Consider the following 18,674-nt stretch of genomic DNA (forward strand, 5'->3'; position numbering starts at 1 on the left):
CCGCTTTTGCGGGGAAGGAAGCGTGCTGAGAAGCACTTCTAGAACAAGTAATACGGTTCCGGTTTATACATATGGCACCCGTTATCGCACGTCCGGACGATCAGGTCTGGAACATGATCAGACATGATTTTAATAAAAATTGGGAAAAGGGGTATGCAATTATGAAAAAGATCGTTGTCATCGGCGGCGGCACCATGGGCCTGGACATTGCTCAGGTCTTTGCCAAGAAGGGCTTTGACGTTGTGGTCCGCGACATCAACGATGACATCATCAAGGCTTCCGAGGCCCGCCTGAACAAGGGCTTGGACAAGCTGGTGTCCAAGGGCAAGCTGGACGAGGCCGGCAAGAAGGCTATCACCGACAAGATGACCTTCACCACCGATCTCAATGTTGCTGCCGATGCTGATCTGGTGGTCGAGGCCGCCGTGGAGAAGCTGGAGATCAAGAAGTCCATCTTCGCCGACTTGGACAAGATCTGCAAGCCCGAGACCATCCTGGCCACCAACACCTCCTCCATCTCCATCACCGCCATTGCCGCCGCCACTCAGCGCCCCGACAAGTTCATCGGCATGCACTTCTTCAACCCCGCTACCGTCATGAAGCTGGTTGAGGTTATCCGCGGCGCCAAGACCTCCGACGAGACCTACAAGACCATCCACGATCTGTCCGTGGAGATCGGCAAGGAGCCCGTTGAGGTTCACGAGGCCCCCGGCTTTGTGGTCAACAAGATCCTGATCCCCATGATCAACGAGGCCGCCGACCTGCTCTACACCGGTGTTGCCACCGCTGAGGGCATCGACACCGCTATGAAGCTGGGCGCCAACCACCCCATGGGCCCCCTGGCTCTGGGCGATCTGATCGGTCTGGATGTCTGCCAGGCCATCATGGACACCATCTACAACGAGACCGGCGATCCCAAGTACCGCTGCTCTCTGCTCATCCGCAAGATGGTCCGTGCCGGCCAGCTGGGCCGCAAGACCGGTGTGGGCTTCTTCGACTACACCAAGAAGTAAGATCTCCATATGGAGCTTTGAACGCGGTCCCGCCGTGCAGGCGGGCCCGCGTTCTTTTTCACTGATAGAAAGGAGTGAAAGGCTATGAATCAGACACGCCTGAACCGGGTGGTGGCGAACATGGCCGCCCAGGGCCTGGAGCAGATCGTGGTAACGGCGACGGCCTCAGTGTATTATCTCACCGGCATCCATGTGGAGCCCATGGAGCGGATGCTGGCCCTGCTCATCCGGGACGACGGCAGCTGCACGCTGTACGCCAATGAGCTCTTCGCCCTCCAGCCCCAGCCCGATCTGCCTATGAAGCTGCACACCGACAGTGACGATCCTGCCGCCATCCTGGCTGCTGATCTGAAGCCGGGAAAGCTGGGGGTGGATAAGTGGTGGCCCAGCAAGTTCCTCATCGGCATCCTGAGCCGCCGCAGCGACATTGTGCCGGTGTTGGGGTCCGCCCCGGTGGACGACGCCCGGATGTGCAAGGACGCCGCCGAGATCGACGCCATGCGCCGGGCCTCCAAGATCAATGACCAGGTGATGGCGGCCACCATTGAGGCCATCCACGCCGGTGCCACGGAGAACGAGCTGGCCGGCCTGGTGGAGAAGCTCTTTAAGGACAACGGCGCCGACCGATCCAGCGAGGGCCAGCTGGTCTGCTTTGGACCAAATGGCGCCGATCCTCACCACGGTCCCAACGACACCGTGATCAAGCGTGGGGACTCGGTGGTCATGGACATCTTCATCCCCATCGGGCGGTACTGGTGTGATATGACCCGAACTGTCTTCTTCGGCGAGGTGAGCGAGGAAGGCCGGAAGGTATACGAGACCGTCCGGGCGGCCAATGAGGCCGCCGAGGCCATGATCCGCCCCGGTATCCCCATGCGGGACATTGACGCTGCCGCCCGAAAGGTCATTACCGACGCTGGCTATGGCCCTTACTTCACTCACCGGCTGGGCCACGGCTGCGGCCTGGAGTGCCATGAGCCCCCGGACAATTCCTCCGCCTGTGAGGTGCTCACCCGGCCGGGCATGGTCTTCTCGGTGGAGCCGGGCATCTACCTGCCGGGAAAGTTGGGGGTGCGCATCGAGGATCTGGTGTTGGTCACGGAGACCGGCTGCGAGGTCCTCAATGCCTACCCCAAGGACCTGCTGGTGGTGGAATAACGACAAAAAAGGACCGTGGAACAGTATGTGAACAGATCCAGTAAAAACGGACAGTGACAAAAGCCCCCCTGATGTAGGAAAATAGACTACATCAGGGGGTTTTGTCATGAAGAAACGAAATTACACACACGTTCAAATGCTTTTACCAGAGATCAAGGCCATGTTGGCAGAGGGGAAAACACAGCGGGAAGTCGCAGAATACTATGGCTTCCGGAATAAGCAGGTGGTAAAAAGACTACTTGAGCGTGAGCGCCGTAAAGAACGAAAACTGGAAGCCGGAATCCGCCCACGACCGAAAGGACGGCCGAGAAAAGATGCTGCGCCAGGAGACGTTGTGGCAGAGCAGGCCTGTGAGATCCAACGGCTTCGCATGGAAAATAAACTACTGCGGGATTTTCTGCGCTTCACAGAAAGGAAGTGAGAGCAAAGGTAAAGTATCATATCATCTATCGTCACAGGACAGAGTATCCAGTGGCAGTCATGTGCAAATTCTTTGGAGTGTCCAGAAGCGGCTACTATGCTTTTGTCCATCGCCTAGGCAAGCCAGAAAAGGATGCGGCTCTTGCGGGGCTCATCGCACAGCAGCGGGAACGCAGCTTCCGCACCTACGGCTACCGGCGGATGTGGCTGTGGCTGAAAAGCCGGAATATCTTCTGCAATCCCAAAACTGTGCTGCGAATCATGAAGAAATATGATCTGCTCTCGGAGATCCGCCGCCGCAGGAAATGGCAGCAGATGGGGCGGCAGGCACACAAATACAGGAATCTGCTGAACAGGGAGTTCCATGCGGACAAACCTAACAGCAAATGGGTAACAGACATCTCCTACATCCACACCAGGCAGGGTGTGCTGTACCTTTCCATAATCCGGGACCTCTATGACAACAGCATCATCGCCTACAAGACTGGAACCCAGCAGACAGTGAATTTGGTTCTGGATACCGTTCATCTGGCAATGAAACAGGAGAAAAAGAGGGTCGCTGCGGAGTTGCAGCTCCACAGCGACCAAGGATTTCAGTACACCTCTGCAGCATACTTCAATCTGACTCAAGCATACGGAATCACACCATCCATGTCAAGGAAAGGAAACCCGTACGACAACGCCATGGCGGAAAATTTCTTCTCTATCCTCAAAACAGAATGTATTTACCGCCACAAACCGGCGACCTTTTCCGAAGCCAATGAGATGATTGACCGCTATATTTACTTCTATAACCATGAGCGCATCCAGTTAAAAACTGGAGAGGCGCCGCTGGCGCGACGCCTCTCCGCTTAAAACTTAATCTTTCCTACTAAGGGCTCTTTTTTGTACTGTCCGCACAATCTGGGGCAGTTCAGTATGTTCCACGGTCCTTTTTTGTATTTCTCAAATCTGCTTGCCCGCAAGGATCTCTTTGTAATCCTTGTAGTTTTCCTCCAACAGCTTGGGGGTGTCCAGGCCGTAGGGGCACTTGGCGGCGCACTGGCCGCAGTGGAGGCAGTCCTCTATTTTGGCCATCTTAGCCTGCATCTCTGGGGTGAGCTGGGCAGCCTGGGGCGCCCGGCGGATCATGAGGGACATGCGGGCGCAGTCGTTGATCTGGATGCCCACGGGGCAGGGCATGCAGTAGCCGCAGCCACGGCAGAAGCTGCCCTGGAGCTGCTCACGGTCGGCCTGGATGAGGGCTTGCCGGGCCTCGTCCAGAGCGGGGGGATCCTTCACATAGGAAAGAAACTCCTTCAGCTCGCTCTCCCGCTGGACGCCCCAGATGGGGAGGACCTCCGGGTACTGGGCCAGCCAGGCGTAGGCAGCGGAGGAGTCCCGGATAAGACCGCCGGAGAGGGCTTTCATGGCGATGAAGCCCATGCCGGCGTCCCGGGTGGCAGTGCGGATGGCCTGATCCTTGTCGGTGGCCAGGTAACAGAAGGGGAACTGGAGGGTGGCGTACAGGCCGGAGTCGATGGCCTCCTGTGCCACCGCCAAGCGGTGGTTGGTGATGCCGATGAAGCGGATCTTACCCTGGTCTCTGGCCTTCAGCATGGCCTCGTAGAGACCGGTGCCGTCACCGGGCTTGGGGCAGAAGGTGGGGTTGTGGAACTGATAGAGGTCCACATAATCAGTTTTCAGGTTGCGGAGGCTGGTCTCCAGGTCGGCCCAGAAGCCCTCTGCCGTGACGGCGGCCGTCTTGGTTGCCAGAAAGAATTCGCTCCGGCGGTGAGAAAGGGCATAGCCGATCTTCTCCTCGCTGTCGGTGTAGAACCGGGCGGTGTCGAAGAAGGTCATGCCGCCGTCCAGGGCCATGGTGAGGAGTTTGGCGGCCTCCTCCCGGCTCACCCGCTGGATGGGGAGGGCACCGAAGCCGTTTTTGTTGACGGTGATGCCGGTCTTGCCCAGAGTCACAGTGTCCATGTCATGTTCTCCTTTCAGATGCGGGCGATGCCCTGCTCCCGGGCCTCGTCGGCCACGGCCTTGGCCACGGCCTCGGCCACCGACTTGTCCAGCACCGAGGGGATGATATAGTCGGGGGTGAGCTGGTCGTCGGGGATGAGGGCGGCGATGGCCTTGGCGGCCCGGATCTTCATACCCTCGGTGATGTCCCGTGCCCGGACCATGAGGGCGCCCTTGAAGACGCCGGGGAAGACCAGCACGTTGTTGATCTGGTTGGGGAAGTCGCTGCGACCGGTGCCGATGACGGCGGCGCCGCCCTTTTTGGCCTCATCTGGCATGATCTCGGGGATGGGGTTGGCCATGGGGAAAACGATACCCTGGTTCATGGTGGACACCATCTCGGCGGTGACCAGGCCGGGCCGGGAGACGCCGATGAAGGCGTCGGCCCCCTTGAGGGCGTCGGCCAGGGTGCCGTGGAGGTGGTCGGGGTTGGTGACGTGGCTCATCTCCTCCTGCCCGGAGGTGAGGCCCTCGTCGCCCTCACAGATGATGCCGTGGATGTCGCAGAGGGTGACGGTGCCGAAGCCCATGGAGAGGAGGAGCTTGGCGATGGCGATGCCGGCGGCGCCGGCGCCGTTGATGACGATCTTCACCCTGCCCATCTCCTTGCCGGTGACCTTCACGGCGTTGAGCAGGGCGGCGGCCACCACGATGGCGGTGCCGTGCTGGTCGTCGTGGAAGACGGGGATGTCGCAGACCTCCTTCAGCCGGCGCTCCACCTCGAAGCACCGGGGGGCGGCGATGTCCTCCAGGTTAATGCCGCCGAAGCTCTTGGAGATGAGAGAAATGGTCTCTACCAGCTTGTCCACATCCTTGGTGTCCACGCACAGGGGGATGGCGTCCACATCGCCGAACTCCTTGAAGAGGGCGCACTTGCCCTCCATGACGGGCATGCCGGCGGCGGGACCGATGTCACCCAGGCCCAGCACGGCGGAGCCGTCGGTGATGACGGCCACCAGTTTGCTCCGGCGGGTGAGGGCGAAGGACTTTTCATAGTCGGCCTGGATCTCCTGGCAGGGCTGGGCCACGCCGGGGGTGTAGAGGAGGGACAGGTCCTCCCGGGTCTCCACGTGCTTGCGGGCGATGACCTCGATCTTGCCGTGGAGGGCGTAGTGGAGGTCCAGGGACTTTTGACTGATCTCATCCATGGGGATAACTTCCTTTCTTTGAGGCTGTCGACAAAGTCGACAGCCTCTCTCAAAAATGCAAGCATTTTTTCGAAGAGATGCAGCCTGCTGCGTCGCACTCGCTACGCTCGCACACTTGCAGGCTGAGCAGAGTTTTTTCCGACGCACATGTCGCCGAAAAAAACAGATTTGATTTGATTCCGTCATCTGCGGATGACGGAACTCTGCGAGGCTCTTACACAGAGCCGTTTATACCATCTCTTCGGGGTGGAAGACTTCGTCGAACTTCTCCGGGGTCAGAAAGCCCAGCTTTACGCAGGCCTCCCTGAGGGAGATGCCCTCGGCGTAGGCCAGCTTGGCGGTCTTGGCGGCGTTGTCGTAGCCGATGTAGGGGTTGAGGGCGGTGATCAGCATGAGGGAGTTGTGGAGGTTATGGCGGCACTTGTCTCGGTCGGCGGTGATGCCGGCGGCGCAGTTGCGGTCAAAGGAGACCATGGCGTCGGTGAGGAGCCGGGCTGACTGGAGAAAATTGTAGATGCACACCGGCATGAAGACGTTGAGCTCGAAATTGCCCTGGCTGGCCGCCATGCCAACCGCCACGTCATTGGCCATGACCTGAACGGCTACCATGGTCAACGCTTCACACTGGGTGGGGTTGACCTTGCCGGGCATGATGGACGAGCCGGGTTCATTCTCTGGGATGCGGATCTCCCCCAGGCCACAGCGGGGGCCCGAGGCCAGCCACCGCACGTCGTTGGCGATCTTCATGAGGTCGGCGGCCAGGGCCTTGAGGGCGCCGTGGGTAAAGACCAGCTCGTCCTTGCTGGTGAGAGCGTGGAACTTGTTGGGGGCGGTGACGAAGGCCTTGCCGGTGAGGGCGGCCACCTCCTCGGCCACCGCCGTGTCAAAGCCGGCGGGGGCGTTGAGGCCGGTGCCCACGGCGGTGCCGCCCAGGGCCAGCTCGTGGAGAGGGGGCAGAGCGGCGCGGATGAGGGCCGCGTCCCGCTCCAGGGAGGTCCGCCAGCCGCTGATCTCCTGGCCCAGGGTGATGGGCACCGCGTCCTGGAGGTGGGTGCGGCCCGACTTCACCACATCGGCGTTCTCCGCCTCCAGCCGCTTCAGAGTGGCGGACAGGCCCTCCAGGGCGGGGAGGAGATGGTCCTCCAGGCTGACCACCGCCGCGATGTGCATGGCGGTGGGGAAGGTGTCATTGGAGGACTGGGACATGTTCACGTGGTCGTTGGGGTGGAGGAGCCTTTCCCCCAGTAGCTCGTTGCCCCGGTTGGCGATGACCTCGTTGACGTTCATGTTGGACTGAGTCCCGGAGCCGGTCTGCCACACCGCCAGGGGGAAGTGGCCCTCCAGCCTGCCGGCCAGGATCTCGTCGCAGACGGCGCAGATGGAGCCGCACCGGGTCTCGTCCAGCTTGCCAAGCCGCCGGTTGGCCAGGGCGGCACCCTTCTTGAGCAGGGCGAAGGCCCGGATGATCTCCACGGGCATCTTCTCCACACCAATTTTAAAATTCTCAAAGCTGCGCTGGGTCTGGGCGCCCCAGTACCGGTCCGCCGGTACCTTCATCTCGCCCATGCTGTCCCGCTCTATGCGGTATTCCGCCATAAGCACCCTTCTTTCCGTGCAGATTTCTTCTCTATTTTTATACCACACTTCCCGCCGCCCTTCCACTCTTTGGGTGACAGGGGAAAGGAAAAATGTTAGAATGGGCAAAAAAGGGGGAATTGGACTGTGAAATTTAGGAAAATCGCTGCCGGTGTCCTCTCGGTGACGCTGCTGCTCACCGCCTGTGGTCCGGCGGGGGAGGGGGACCTCCTGCGCGATCTGACCGGCTGATGGGGTGTTTCAGCGGCATTTCCAAAACGCATGCAATATGATATAATAAACACTATAACTGCGGACGCAAAAGAAGTGAGGAGGTGTTTTCCGGATGCAGATGGATTGGGACAGCCGTTTTACCGCCCTGTATCAGGGAAATGCCACCAAGATGTTTGCCTATGCCCTGAGGCAGCTCCGCAACCGCTCTCTGGCGGAGGAGCTGGTGGAGGAGGCCTTTGTACGGCTGCTCCAGCAGAAGGAGGGGCTGGGGGACCACCCCAGTCTGGAGGGCTGGCTGTGGAAGACCCTCCAGCATCTGATCCTCACTGAGGTGAGGCTGGCCAAGTACCACCGGGAGGTACCCCTGGAGGATGCCAACACCTGGGCCGCCCAGGAGGAGGAACGCTCGGAGCTGGCCGAGGCGCTGCCTGACGGGCTTGGCAAAAGCGAGCGGGAGGTGCTGCTCCTCTTTTACGAGGAGGAGTGTTCCCATCAGGAGATCGCCCGGCGGCTGGGGATCTCGGAGATGAACTCCCGGACACGGCTGTTCCGGGCCAAAAACCACTGCAAAAAACTTTTGGAAAAAAATTTCCAGATGTGTCACAAATCCAGCGGCTAAATCGATATATGGGATGAGAGAACAGGAGGTGATGGACATGGACAAGGAAGAGCGGAAGGCCGCGGAGGCGGAGCGGCTCACGGAGGACCTCTCTGATTACCTGGATGAGGTGTCGGAGGAGGACTTTGATCCGGCGGCAGTGGATCAATGGCTGGCTGCGGCGGAGGAGCTGGACGGCGCGGAGGATTCCTTCGACGCCGGGGCCGCCGAGGCGGCGTTCCGGGAACGGTACGCGGACCTCTTTTCCAGGCCAGTGTCCAGCACTACGGTGAGACGAAATCTCCATCCCAGACGGCTCCTGCCCCGGCTGGCCGGTGTTGCCGCGGCGGCGGTGCTGGTGGTGGCTCTGGCGGCCCAGGGCCTGGGATTGGATCTCTTCCAGCATGTGGCCAGCTGGACCAGGGGGGAGTTTACCTTCACCACCGGGACGGGAGATCTGCCGGAAGGGGTATTCTATTCTGACGGGCAGGCGGCGCTGGATGCCTATGACGTCCGGGTGCCCATGCTGCCCACCTGGAACCCCGCCTGGGAAGGGGATGAAATCCCAGGGCTGGACGTAACGGTCACCGAGGAGACGGACGGCACCATCGTTTTTACTGAGGATCACCGTACTCAGGCAGGAGATGGCTATACCTTCGTGGTCCGGCAGCGAAAGGACAAACGGCAGGCAGAGGCCGACATTCAGGGAAAAGGCGATCTGGACACCATTGTCTATGAATTTGACGGCAGGTGCTATTACATTGTCCCTCTGGAGGAGGGGCAGTACCGGATCACCTGGGCCTGCGGCCGGTATTCCGGCGAGATTTACGGTGACATGGATCTGGAGCAGGCAAAGCACTTCGTGTGCTCTATTACAAAGCCGGACGAATGGGTGTACGAGGCGCCCGATATGAGCGTACCGCCGAAGTATGAGACCATCCAGGAAGCCATGGAGGCTGTGGGCATCGACACCGATTACGCTCCCACCTGGCTGCCGGAGGGCTTTGTGACGGTGGAGTCCGACACGTACATTCACCAGGAGGCAGGCTGGTATTCTGCCTATCTCTCTGCCACCGATGTGGAGGGCGAGCGGAACCTGTCCCTCTCTTTCGACCTTCACACCAACCCCGACGGTGTGGGAACCACGGTCTACCCCAAGGATGACGTTCCCATTGTCACCTTTGAGCAGGGCGGTATCACCTTCTACATCATCAGCAACGGCCCATGGCGCAGTGTGGCCTGGATGGATGGTGGGTTGGCTGGCTCCGTCGGCGGGAACCTGACCGAGGAGGAGTGCCGCCAGATCGTGGACTCCATTCCCCGCTATGCGACTGAGTAAAAGACTATATCAGACAAAAAGCCTCCGTTCCCACGGGAACGGAGGCTTTTTTGTCAGATCCGGATACCCTTTCTGGTTTTGATCCGGGAGATGATGAGCTCACTGCTGATGTGCTCGATGCCGGGCAGGGGGTAGAGCTTCTCCATGACGAAATGTTCCAGGTCCTGGTTCATTTCCAGCACGGCGTGGACATGGAGCTTGCTTGCGCCGGTCATAAGGTACATGTCGGTGACGGCCTCCTCGGCGGCCAGGGCGTCGGCCACCTGGTGGAGGCAGGAGGGGGAAACCCGAATATCAAAGAAGACAGAGACATTCCGGCCGATCTTCTCCGGGTCCAGCACCACTGTGTACTGCTCGATGACGCCGCTTTTTTCCAGCGCGTCGATGCGGTTTTTCACCGCGACGCGGCTCAGGCCCACCTGCTCAGCTATCTCAATGATCGAGGTCCTGGCATTTTCAATCAGTAAATTCAGGATCTGCTGATCCACGCTGTCCAATTCCTTGCTCTTCATAGCCGTACCCCCAAACAAGCCCTATGAAATCTTTTCCAATGGAGCGTTACATCTATGCTCTATTGTAAAAGATTATGTCCGTCAGCGCAAGTACCATTTGAATGATATTATTCAAAATGCAATCTGTGAATATTTCTTTTGAATATTCAGATAAAAAATTATATGACAAAATGAAAAAAATATATTGCATTTTGCTAATTGCAGGAGTAAGATAGGCACGATGACCGGGGGAGGGAAGCTCCCCTGAAAACTATGAGTAGGAGGAAACGGAATTGAAGCGGCTCTTTGAGATCTTTGGCATCTTCTTCAAAATCGGGCTCTTCACCATCGGCGGCGGTTATGCCATGCTGCCCATCATCCAGAAAGAAGTGGTGGAGAGCAAAGGGTGGATGACGGATGAGGAGTTTCTGGACGCCATCTCCCTGACCAACAGTCTGCCTGGCCCTCTGGCTACCAACTCGGCCACCTTTGTGGGCTACCGTGTGGCGGGGGTGCCCGGTTCGTTTGCGGCGGTGCTGGGCGCGGCGACCCCCAGCGTCATTATCATCCTGCTGATTGCCATGGTCTTTACCAATATCATCGAGTACCCGGTGGTGCAGAACGTCTTCAACGGCGTGCGTCCCGCCGTGGTGGCCCTGATCTTCTATGCGGTGGTCAAGCTGGCCCGTTCTGCCAAAATTGGCGAGTATTTCAACTGGCTGGTGGCCCTGGCGGGCTTTGCCGCCATCGCCGTGTTCGGCCTGCATCCCATCGTGGTGGTGGTGTGTGCCGCTCTCTATGGCATTTTTGTCCGCAACAGTGTGGTGAAGGCCGTGGATGCCAGCCGCGGTAAGAAGGAGGAAGAGAAGAAATGATCGAGCTTTTGATTCAGGCCTGTATCTCCTTTCTGAAGATCGGAGCCTTTTCCTTCGGCGGCGGCTACGCCGTGGTGGCGTTCATCCAGCGGGAAGTGGTGGAAGGCCACGGCTGGATCTCCCCGGAGGACTTCGTCAACATCGTGGCCATCGCCGAGATGACCCCCGGCCCCATTGCCGTCAACTCCTCCACCTTCGTGGGATATAAGATCTTCGGCGTGCTGGGCGGTATCCTGTGCTCGGCGTCCACCCTGGCCATTCCCTTTATCCTGGCTCTCATCGTGGCCATCTACTTCTCAAAATTCAAGGACAATGTCTACCTGAAAAACGCCCTGTCCGGAATCCGGCCCGCTGTGATCGGCCTCATCGCTGCCTCCTGCCTCTCTGTGGGCAAGATCTCCTTTGAGACCTGGCACAGCGTGATCTTCTTTGCCGTGGCCCTGTTCATGGTTTGGAAGTGTAAGATCAACCCCATCATCACCCTCATTACCTGCGGCGTGTTGGGCGCTGTCCTGTACGGCTGGGTTTTCCCAATGGCAGGCATCTGAGGGGTCAGATGAGAGAGGAGGTGAGCCGGCGGGAGCAGAGGGAGAGAGACTGCTGCCGCCCAAACGCCAGCCAGACATAGCCGCGGAATGCGGCAATACAAACGCAAGATACGTGTGAAAAGGTCCCATGGTAAGGGCCATCCTCTGCCTGGGGCCGGAGAAAGAGGAGGAACATACATGAGCGAGACCACACAGCGTAAGATTGTCAAACCCTGGCAGGCCTTGCTGATGATCGTCGTCGGCATCGCCATCATCTTCCTGGGACTTATGGTGTTCAAGGCCAAAAACCACGTGATCCTGCTGACCGATGGCGTCGTAATGTGCGTCATGGCCTGCTGCTTCGGCATCAAATATGACGACCTGCAGGCTGATATCAAAGCCACCATCAACTCCATGCTGGTGGCCATCCTGATCCTCATCGCCGTGGGTGTCCTGGTGGGTACCTGGATGATTTCCGGTACCGTGCCCATCATGATCTATTATGGTATGAAGGTTCTGACCCCCGGCCTGTTCCTGCCCATCACCTGCATCGTCTGTACCCTCATGTCCACCATGGCAGGTACCTCCTGGGGCACCCTGGCCACCGTGGGTGTGGCCTTCATGGGCGTGGCCCAGGGCCTGGGTGTCCCCCTGCCTGTCACCGCCGGCGCCATCTGCGTGGGCGCCTTCTTCGGTGACAAGGTCTCCCCCCTGTCCGATTCCCCTGTTCTGGTGTCCAGCGTCACCGATGTGCCCCTGATGGACGGTATCAAGCACTCCCTGGTCTCCACCGGCCCCGCCTGGCTGATCTCTGTGGTGTTCCTGGCTGTTTATGGGATGCAGTTCCACAGCGGCACCGTGGGCGGCGAGGTCTATGACGCCATCATGAGCACCGTTACCACTAGCTTCAACCTCAACCCCATTCTGCTGCTGCCCCCCGTGGTGGTTGTCGTTCTCATCGTGATGAAAAAGCCCACCCTGCCCACCTTCACCGCCGGCATCGTGGTAGGTGCTGTCCTGGCAGTGATCTTCCAGGGAGCGCCTCTGATCCAGACCACGGATGGCGCTCAGAGCATTTTCATGGCTATGTATGAGGGCTATACCGGCGATACCGGCAACGATATCGTCAACAGTATGATCCAGCGCGGCGGCCTCACCAGCATGCTCAACACCATCGGTCTGCTGATCTCCGCCGGCGTCTTCGGCGCGCCCCTGCGTACCGCCGGCGTGGTGGACATCCTGCTGGACTATGTCCGCAAGATCGCCCATAACAGCAAGGTCATGGCCACCGGCGTCCTTATCCTCCACGGCGTCTTCTTCACCATCACCGGCGCCTACTACGTCTCCTATCCCGTTGTGGGCTCCATGGTGAAGGACATGTTCCCCGAGTATGGCCTGGACAAGAAAAACCTCATGCGCATCATGCTGGATACCGGTACTGGTCTTGCCCCCCTGGTGCCCTGGGCCACCACCGGCGCCTATGTGGCCAGCACTCTGGGGGTGGACAACATGTCCCTGGCCCCCTTTGCCCCCATGCTCTGGCTGTCCATCGTGATCTCTGTGGTCATGGGTCTGACCGGCATCGGCATGGTCAAGCTGAAGGACCAGAAGGCTGTTCACTGAGAGAGGGAGGAGCTCGATATGGAAAAGATCATCCAGCGCTGGTACGATATGATCCGCATCAACTCGGTCAACGGCCACGAGGTGGATCTGGCCGACTATGTGGCCAAAGAGCTGCGGGCCATGGGGCTGGAGCCCCGGTACAGCTATTTCCCTGAGGATCGGGAGACCAAGGTCCGGCCCTCCGTCTGGACCATTCTGGACAGCGGCAAGCCGGGCAAGACCGTGATGCTCATCGGTCATATCGATACAGTGGCCGTGGCCAATGGCTGGAACACCGATCCCTTCACCCCCACTGAGGACGGGGACAAGGTCCATGGCCTGGGTGCCATGGATATGAAGGGCGGCCTGGCTGCCATTCTGGAGACCCTGGAGTATTATTCCCAGCACAAGGAGGCCTTCAACGGCCGCATTGAGGCCTGCTTCGTCTCTGATGAGGAGGGACTCTCCAAGGGCACCTATCAGCTGGTGGAGGAGGGCATCGGTGCCGACTACGCCATTATGGCCGAGTGCCGCTACGACAACGTGGCCATCGGCTTCCGCGGTCGCTACAGCTTTGAGGTCACCGTCCACGGCGTGGCCGCCCATGCCAGCTACTACCCTGCCGTGGGAGAGAACGCCCTCATCACCGGCGGCAAGCTGGCTGCGGCCATCGAGGCTCTGCCCACACTCACCCATCCCAACCTGAAGCACGGCACCTGGTGCGTGCGCTACATGGAGGGCGGCAACGCCGGCACCCTGGTGGTTCCGGAGAGCTGCTATCTCTTTGTAGACCGGTATGTGGTCCCCGGTGAGACCGAGGAGACCTGCATCGCCCAGATGATGGATGCCGCCCGGGAGCTGGGGCTGGAGGGTAAGGTGGATATCCGGCTCAAGCCCCGGTCCTCGCCCTACATGCAGTCCTTTGCCCTGGAGCCCGACGACCTCCTGGTCACCACCCTTCAGGCCAAGTACAAAGAGGTCACCGGCGGGGAGCTTCCCGTGGCCTACGACCCCTCCGTCTGCGACTCCAATATCCTGGCCGTGTCCCTGGGCATCCCCACCGTCACCTTTGGCCCCTCCGGCGGCGGCATGCACGCCGCCAATGAGTACGGCCACCCCTGGCAGGTGAAAAACTGCGCCGAGATCTACAAGCGCACCCTGGCCGACCTGCTGAAATAAGAAAAAAGAGACCGCCGGTGCCATGCTCTGCGTGGCGCCGGCGGTCTATGTGTTTGGTACAGGATTGCGGTTCGGGGCGGGATGTGGTATAACAGCAGTAACGGCCACTAATGGGCGGAGGAAGGAGCAAAACGACAATGTTATTTGTATGGTATCCCAAGTGCAGCACCTGCCAGAGGGCAAAAAAGTGGCTGGACGCCCACGGCAAGGCGGCAGAGACCCGGGACATCAAGTCTCAGCCCCCCACGGCGGAGGAGCTGTCGGCCTGGCAGGAGAAGAGCGGCCTGCCACTTAAAAAGTTTTTTAACACCAGCGGACAGTCCTACCGCGCCCTGGGGCTGAAGGACCGGCTGGACACCATGGACCGGGCCGAGCAGCTCGCCCTCCTGGCGGAGGACGGCATGCTGGTAAAGCGGCCCATCCTGGTGGACGGGGACACCGTGCTGGTGGGCTTTAAGGAGGCCGACTGGACTGCCGCTCTGGGCTGAGCCATCACACCTCCAAATGTTTTTCCAGCCAGGCGAGGAGGTCGGCAAAGACCTCCTCCCGGTTGGTCTCGTTGAGAAGCTCGTGTCGGGCACCGGGGTAGAGCTTCACGGTCAGGTCCCGGCAGCCGGCCCGGCGGAAAAAGCCCTCCACTGTTCGGACACCTTTGCCCCGGCCGCCCACAGGGTCGGCGTCTCCGGAAAAGATGCCCACCGGGGTCTCCGGGTCCATTCGGGCCAGACCCTTTGGATCGGAGATCCGCTGGAGTCCGCCCATCATGTCCCGGAACATCCCCACTGTGGGGACAAAGCGGCACAGGGGGTCGGAGACGTAGGCGTCCACCACGGCGGTATCCCGGCTGATCCAGTCGGCGCCGGTGCGGGCGGGGCGGAATTGGGCGTTGTACGCCCCCAGGGACAGGGCGGTGACCAGGGTGCTGTGGTGGCGGTTTCCCCGCAGGCGGCACAGGGCGCCGGAAACCGCCTTGCCGAAGGCCACCAGGGCGGGAGCCTCCTGGCCGGTGCCCAGGAGCAGGCAGCCGTCCACCGTTCCCGGGTACTCGATGAGGTAGGTCCGGGCCACAAAGGAGCCCATAGAGTGTCCCAGCAGGAAGTGGGGGACACCAGGGAAGCGGCTGGCCAGGTCGTCACGGAGGGCCTTTACGTCCCGTACCAGATAATCCCACCCGTCCTTATCACTGAAAAAGCCGTATTCGCTCTTGTCCAGAGCGGTGCCGCCGTGACCCAGATGGTCGTGGCCGGCCACAGCAAAGCCGTGATTGGTGAGGAAACGGGCAAAGGTATCATACCGGCCGATATATTCTGAGATGCCGTGGACCAGCTGTACCGTGGCCCGTGGCGTCTGGTCCTGAGGGAGCCACCGGAGACCGTGGATCTGGTGGACGCCGTCGCTGGAGGGAAATTGAAATTCCTCCCGTAAGGCCATAGCGATCACGCTCCTTTTATGTTAAAATAGACCTGTCATGATCTGGCGGGACAGCACCTGTCTGTCCTGCCGCTATCCAAAGTTTAGCCCAAGTGGCGCACGCCGTCAATCGTTGGATGCGCCGCCTGGGGGAAAGGATCTGATCACCTATGCATGTCGTTGAACGTTTTTTACGGTATGTCTCTTATGATACCCAGTCCAGCGAGGAATCCAGCACCGTGCCCACCACGGAGAAACAGAAGGTTTTAGGGGCCGCTCTGGCCCAGGAGCTCTCCGAGCTCGGGCTCCACGGGGCCAAGATGGATGAGTACGGCTATGTCTATGGCTGGCTGCCCGCTACCGTGGGTTGCGAGGGGGTTCCCTGCCTGGGCCTCATCGCCCACATGGACACCTCTCCCTCTGCCCCCGGCGCCGATATTCACCCCAAGGTAGTCCATTATGAGGGCGGAGACATTCCTCTCTCTGACCGTGTTGTCATGCGGGCTTCGGAATTTGCCAGCCTGTCCAAGTATGTGGGGCAGGACCTCATCGTTACCGACGGCACCACCCTGCTGGGCGCCGACGACAAGGCCGGTGTGGCTGAGATCTTCACCGCAGTGGAGTATCTGGCGGCCCATCCCGAGATCCCCCACGGCCGCATCGCTGTGGCCATCACCCCTGACGAGGAGGTGGGCAGCGGCGCCGATCACTTCGATGTGGAGGGCTTCGGCGCTGCCGCGGCCTATACCGTGGACGGCGGTGAGCTGGGTGAGCTGGAGTATGAGAACTTCAACGCCGCCTCCGCCAAGGTGACCGTCCGGGGCTTCAATATCCACCCCGGCTCTGCCAAGGACAAGATGCGCAACGCCTGCCTCATGGCCCTGGAGTTTGTCAACATGCTGCCTCCGGCGGAGACACCCGCCCACACCGAGGGCTATGAGGGCTTCTATCACCTGGGTCATATGGAGGGCGACGAGACGGAGGCGCGGCTGGAATTCATCATCCGTGACCACGATCGGGCCCGTTTTGAGGAGCGGAAGGAGCGGATGAACCTCATTGCCGCCTACCTCAATGGAAAGTATGGCCCCACCACCGTCCAGGTAGAGCTGAAGGACTCCTACTACAATATGAAGGCCCAGATCGAGCCGCACATGTATCTCATCCACCGTGCCCGTGCCGCCTTTGCCAAGGTGGGTGTGGAGGCCCAGGAGGTGCCCATCCGGGGCGGCACCGACGGTGCCCGCCTGTCCTATATGGGCCTGCCCTGTCCCAACCTGTCCACCGGCGGTGCCAACTTCCACGGCGTCATGGAGTATATCCCCGTCCAGTCCATGGAAAAGATGGTCCAGGTCCTGGTGGAGCTGGTCACCGAACAGAAATAAGAGCGATTCAAGCCGCCCCGCCGGGCAACCGGCGGGGCGGCTTCTATGTGTTGGAAAGCCGGATGTGGGACGGGAAAAGGGGAGCGGCAAGTACTGAAAAAGATAGATTAACCGTCAGGAAGACCGCGATCGGCTGGAAAAAGTAGAATAATTGGTAGGACAACTTAAGGGTATTGGTCATATCAACGATTTTCAAAGAGGCCCTACCTTTTTTAGTGAAATGTGCTATAATGATGACTGCTAAATCAATTGCGAGACGGTTTATTTGTGCGGCGTACACCTGTAATCCTTGAAAAGGTAGCGGATGGTCTACCTTTTTTTCATTTGGTCCTCTTTTTGCCTGATGACTGTATATTGTTGGTTTTGTGCAATTCGCGGCAGAATTCACAGGAAGGAATCCGCTTAGCATGCAAAATGCTGGAAGAACAGCCGGTGTGCGCCGAGGTGAACGGCAATGTATGTATTTTTAACTGGGCCGAGCGGGGTGGGAAAGTCCACCGCGCTGGACCGTACTCTGGCCCTTTTGGGGGTCAGGCCAGGAGGATTCCGCACCGGCTTTGCACCGGACCGGACACGGCTGTGTCTGTGGCCGGCTTGGGAGATGCCGGACTGGTCGGAGGAACATACGGTAGCTCGGATGGTACAGGGGCGCCTGACCGGCGACCCGGAGGCCTTTGACCGGCTGGGTCCCCGGATTCTGGCGGAGAGCCGGACTTGGGCAAGTCTTTTAGTGCTGGACGAGCTGGGCTGGCTGGAGCGGGATGCGGCAGCTTTCCGTCAGGCCGTTCAAGACAGCGTGGCGGGAGAGCTCCCGGTACTGGGTGTGATCAAGCCGGAGCAGCAGCGGGCCGGTACCTGGCTGGAGTCGCTGGCGCAGGCGCCTGACGGCACCGTGGTGACAGTGAATACGGTCAACCGGGACAGTCTGCCGGTTCTGCTGGCAGAGCAATTCGGCGCAACTCTGGCCGGTATGGAGAAAAAATAGGAAAGAGCTGGGAACAAGCAATGAAGGAAGAAAGTTTGCAGCAGGGCAAAGCCTATGAGCGTGTAATCACATATATCAAAAGCGAGATCCTGAAGGGGGATCTCAAGCAGGGAGAAAAGCTGCCGCCGGAGCGGGAGCTGGCGGAGAAGCTGGGTGTGGGCCGGAACGCGGTCCGGGAGGCCCTGCGGACCCTGAGCCTGATGGGCTTTATCTCCAGTACGCAGGGGGCGGGGAATTTTGTCTCCTGCGACATCGAAAAGAATCTGGCTGAATCTACCCAGATGATGATGCTCCTGGGGGCCACCGACTACAGGCAGGTCAGTGAGCTGCGTCAGGGTCTGGAGAGCCAGGCGGTGCTGTTGGCCTCGGAGCGGATCACCCCCGCCCAGCTCAGCGAGTTGGAGGACATCGTGTGGCAGCTCCGGGACGAAAACGACCTGGATCGGAGTACCATGCTGGACAAGCGCCTCCACTACCTCATCGGTGAGGCGGCTGGCAATCCCCTCATTATGGTCATCCTCCGTGCCATGAGCGAGACCATCGACAGCTTCATCAGCCATATGCGGGAGAAGATGATGAAGGACGAGGTCTACCGCAAGAAGCTGCAGGACAGTCACCAGGGGATCGTCCTGGCCCTTCAGGACCGCAACGGTACCGAGGCCGTCCGCATGATGCGGGAGCATTTCCAGGTGGTGGACAACGCCATGGTGGATCTGTTTTAAGCAAAAGCA

The 18,674-nt window shown here is 59.8% G+C and carries 19 protein-coding genes; 14 read left to right on the top strand and 5 right to left on the bottom strand.

What is annotated here, in order from left to right:
- The first annotated feature begins 161 nt into the window (after positions 1-161).
- The 4 genes from E0E29_RS07245 (at position 162) to E0E29_RS07260 (ending at position 3,446) form a co-directional block, all read left to right on the top strand.
- Entirely contained in the window at positions 162-1,013 is an 852-nt protein-coding gene (locus E0E29_RS07245; RefSeq protein ID WP_130849291.1) for a 3-hydroxybutyryl-CoA dehydrogenase, read from the top strand.
- An 84-nt stretch (positions 1,014-1,097) separates the two neighbouring features.
- Complete coding sequence (locus tag E0E29_RS07250; protein WP_130849292.1) at positions 1,098-2,171, top strand: M24 family metallopeptidase; 1,074 nt, start codon at positions 1,098-1,100, stop codon at positions 2,169-2,171.
- 106 nt (positions 2,172-2,277) lie between these two features.
- Positions 2,278-2,592 carry an imidazolonepropionase gene (locus tag E0E29_RS07255; RefSeq protein WP_130848458.1) on the top strand — a complete coding sequence of 105 codons (315 nt, stop codon included), beginning with the start codon at positions 2,278-2,280 and terminating at the stop codon, positions 2,590-2,592.
- 50 nt (positions 2,593-2,642) lie between these two features.
- Complete coding sequence (locus E0E29_RS07260; protein WP_242622339.1) at positions 2,643-3,446, top strand: IS3 family transposase; 804 nt, start codon at positions 2,643-2,645, stop codon at positions 3,444-3,446.
- A 90-nt stretch (positions 3,447-3,536) separates the two neighbouring features.
- Here the strand turns inward: E0E29_RS07260 and E0E29_RS07265 are convergent, their stop codons facing one another.
- From E0E29_RS07265 to fumC, 3 genes are all read right to left on the bottom strand, one after another.
- A complete protein-coding gene (locus E0E29_RS07265; protein WP_130849293.1) occupies positions 3,537-4,559 on the bottom strand; it encodes an aldo/keto reductase in 1,023 nt (340 codons plus the stop codon).
- Positions 4,560-4,573: 14 nt separating this feature from the next.
- The gene (locus E0E29_RS07270; protein ID WP_130849294.1) at positions 4,574-5,746 is read right to left on the bottom strand and encodes an NAD(P)-dependent malic enzyme; all 1,173 of its coding nucleotides are present in this window, start codon (positions 5,744-5,746) and stop codon (positions 4,574-4,576) included.
- Positions 5,747-5,974: 228 nt separating this feature from the next.
- Positions 5,975-7,342, bottom strand: a complete 1,368-nt coding sequence (gene fumC / locus E0E29_RS07275; protein ID WP_130849295.1) for a class II fumarate hydratase — start codon at positions 7,340-7,342, stop codon at positions 5,975-5,977.
- 325 nt (positions 7,343-7,667) lie between these two features.
- On the opposite strand from fumC, the gene E0E29_RS07280 reads away from it, so the two are divergent.
- A complete protein-coding gene (locus E0E29_RS07280; RefSeq protein ID WP_130849296.1) occupies positions 7,668-8,174 on the top strand; it encodes an RNA polymerase sigma factor in 507 nt (168 codons plus the stop codon).
- A gap of 37 nt (positions 8,175-8,211) precedes the next feature.
- Positions 8,212-9,492 (top strand): hypothetical protein, encoded by a 1,281-nt coding sequence (locus E0E29_RS07285; RefSeq protein ID WP_130849297.1) that lies wholly within the window; start codon positions 8,212-8,214, stop codon positions 9,490-9,492.
- Between the two features lie 53 nt (positions 9,493-9,545).
- Here E0E29_RS07285 and E0E29_RS07290 read toward each other — a convergent pair whose 3' ends face one another.
- On the bottom strand, positions 9,546-10,004 hold the full coding sequence (locus tag E0E29_RS07290) for an Lrp/AsnC family transcriptional regulator (RefSeq protein WP_130849298.1): 459 nt from the start codon (positions 10,002-10,004) through the stop codon (positions 9,546-9,548).
- 272 nt (positions 10,005-10,276) lie between these two features.
- On the opposite strand from E0E29_RS07290, the gene E0E29_RS07295 reads away from it, so the two are divergent.
- From E0E29_RS07295 to E0E29_RS07315, 5 genes are all read left to right on the top strand, one after another.
- Positions 10,277-10,858 carry a chromate transporter gene (locus tag E0E29_RS07295; RefSeq protein ID WP_130849299.1) on the top strand — a complete coding sequence of 194 codons (582 nt, stop codon included), beginning with the start codon at positions 10,277-10,279 and terminating at the stop codon, positions 10,856-10,858.
- The gene (locus tag E0E29_RS07300; RefSeq protein ID WP_130849300.1) at positions 10,855-11,406 is read left to right on the top strand and encodes a chromate transporter; all 552 of its coding nucleotides are present in this window, start codon (positions 10,855-10,857) and stop codon (positions 11,404-11,406) included. Before E0E29_RS07295 ends, E0E29_RS07300 begins: the two co-directional genes overlap by 4 nt.
- 177 nt (positions 11,407-11,583) lie before the next feature.
- Entirely contained in the window at positions 11,584-13,008 is a 1,425-nt protein-coding gene (locus E0E29_RS07305; protein ID WP_130849301.1) for a Na+/H+ antiporter NhaC family protein, read from the top strand.
- A gap of 18 nt (positions 13,009-13,026) precedes the next feature.
- Entirely contained in the window at positions 13,027-14,166 is a 1,140-nt protein-coding gene (locus tag E0E29_RS07310) for a M20 family metallopeptidase (protein ID WP_130849302.1), read from the top strand.
- A gap of 137 nt (positions 14,167-14,303) precedes the next feature.
- Positions 14,304-14,654, top strand: coding sequence for an arsenate reductase family protein (locus tag E0E29_RS07315; protein ID WP_130849303.1), 351 nt, complete (start codon positions 14,304-14,306; stop codon positions 14,652-14,654).
- A gap of 4 nt (positions 14,655-14,658) precedes the next feature.
- Here the strand turns inward: E0E29_RS07315 and E0E29_RS07320 are convergent, their stop codons facing one another.
- Positions 14,659-15,597: an alpha/beta hydrolase gene (locus tag E0E29_RS07320; protein WP_130849304.1), complete on the bottom strand. Its 939-nt coding sequence runs from the start codon at positions 15,595-15,597 to the stop codon at positions 14,659-14,661.
- 149 nt (positions 15,598-15,746) lie between these two features.
- Between E0E29_RS07320 and pepT the strand changes: the two genes are divergently transcribed.
- The 3 genes from pepT (at position 15,747) to E0E29_RS07335 (ending at position 18,665) form a co-directional block, all read left to right on the top strand.
- The gene (gene pepT / locus E0E29_RS07325; RefSeq protein ID WP_130849305.1) at positions 15,747-16,958 is read left to right on the top strand and encodes a peptidase T; all 1,212 of its coding nucleotides are present in this window, start codon (positions 15,747-15,749) and stop codon (positions 16,956-16,958) included.
- Positions 16,959-17,412: 454 nt separating this feature from the next.
- Positions 17,413-17,943, top strand: coding sequence for a nucleoside-triphosphatase (locus E0E29_RS07330; protein ID WP_130849306.1), 531 nt, complete (start codon positions 17,413-17,415; stop codon positions 17,941-17,943).
- Positions 17,944-17,963: 20 nt separating this feature from the next.
- Positions 17,964-18,665 (top strand): FadR/GntR family transcriptional regulator, encoded by a 702-nt coding sequence (locus E0E29_RS07335; protein WP_130849307.1) that lies wholly within the window; start codon positions 17,964-17,966, stop codon positions 18,663-18,665.
- Positions 18,666-18,674: the final 9 nt, after the last annotated feature.

It is taken from the genome of Intestinimonas timonensis (assembly GCF_900626145.1).
Classification (GTDB): domain Bacteria; phylum Bacillota; class Clostridia; order Oscillospirales; family Oscillospiraceae; genus Intestinimonas; species Intestinimonas aquisgranensis.

Coding starts and splice junctions, on each gene's coding strand:
- E0E29_RS07265 (WP_130849293.1), bottom strand. CDS start 4,559: ATGGACACTGTGACTCTGGGCAAGACCGGCATCACCGTCAACAAAAAC.
- E0E29_RS07310 (WP_130849302.1), top strand. CDS start 13,027: ATGGAAAAGATCATCCAGCGCTGGTACGATATGATCCGCATCAACTCG.
- fumC (WP_130849295.1), bottom strand. CDS start 7,342: ATGGCGGAATACCGCATAGAGCGGGACAGCATGGGCGAGATGAAGGTA.
- E0E29_RS07300 (WP_130849300.1), top strand. CDS start 10,855: ATGATCGAGCTTTTGATTCAGGCCTGTATCTCCTTTCTGAAGATCGGA.
- E0E29_RS07280 (WP_130849296.1), top strand. CDS start 7,668: ATGCAGATGGATTGGGACAGCCGTTTTACCGCCCTGTATCAGGGAAAT.
- E0E29_RS07315 (WP_130849303.1), top strand. CDS start 14,304: ATGTTATTTGTATGGTATCCCAAGTGCAGCACCTGCCAGAGGGCAAAA.
- pepT (WP_130849305.1), top strand. CDS start 15,747: ATGCATGTCGTTGAACGTTTTTTACGGTATGTCTCTTATGATACCCAG.
- E0E29_RS07245 (WP_130849291.1), top strand. CDS start 162: ATGAAAAAGATCGTTGTCATCGGCGGCGGCACCATGGGCCTGGACATT.
- E0E29_RS07335 (WP_130849307.1), top strand. CDS start 17,964: ATGAAGGAAGAAAGTTTGCAGCAGGGCAAAGCCTATGAGCGTGTAATC.
- E0E29_RS07320 (WP_130849304.1), bottom strand. CDS start 15,597: ATGGCCTTACGGGAGGAATTTCAATTTCCCTCCAGCGACGGCGTCCAC.
- E0E29_RS07250 (WP_130849292.1), top strand. CDS start 1,098: ATGAATCAGACACGCCTGAACCGGGTGGTGGCGAACATGGCCGCCCAG.
- E0E29_RS07290 (WP_130849298.1), bottom strand. CDS start 10,004: ATGAAGAGCAAGGAATTGGACAGCGTGGATCAGCAGATCCTGAATTTA.
- E0E29_RS07285 (WP_130849297.1), top strand. CDS start 8,212: ATGGACAAGGAAGAGCGGAAGGCCGCGGAGGCGGAGCGGCTCACGGAG.
- E0E29_RS07270 (WP_130849294.1), bottom strand. CDS start 5,746: ATGGATGAGATCAGTCAAAAGTCCCTGGACCTCCACTACGCCCTCCAC.
- E0E29_RS07330 (WP_130849306.1), top strand. CDS start 17,413: ATGTATGTATTTTTAACTGGGCCGAGCGGGGTGGGAAAGTCCACCGCG.
- E0E29_RS07305 (WP_130849301.1), top strand. CDS start 11,584: ATGAGCGAGACCACACAGCGTAAGATTGTCAAACCCTGGCAGGCCTTG.
- E0E29_RS07255 (WP_130848458.1), top strand. CDS start 2,278: ATGAAGAAACGAAATTACACACACGTTCAAATGCTTTTACCAGAGATC.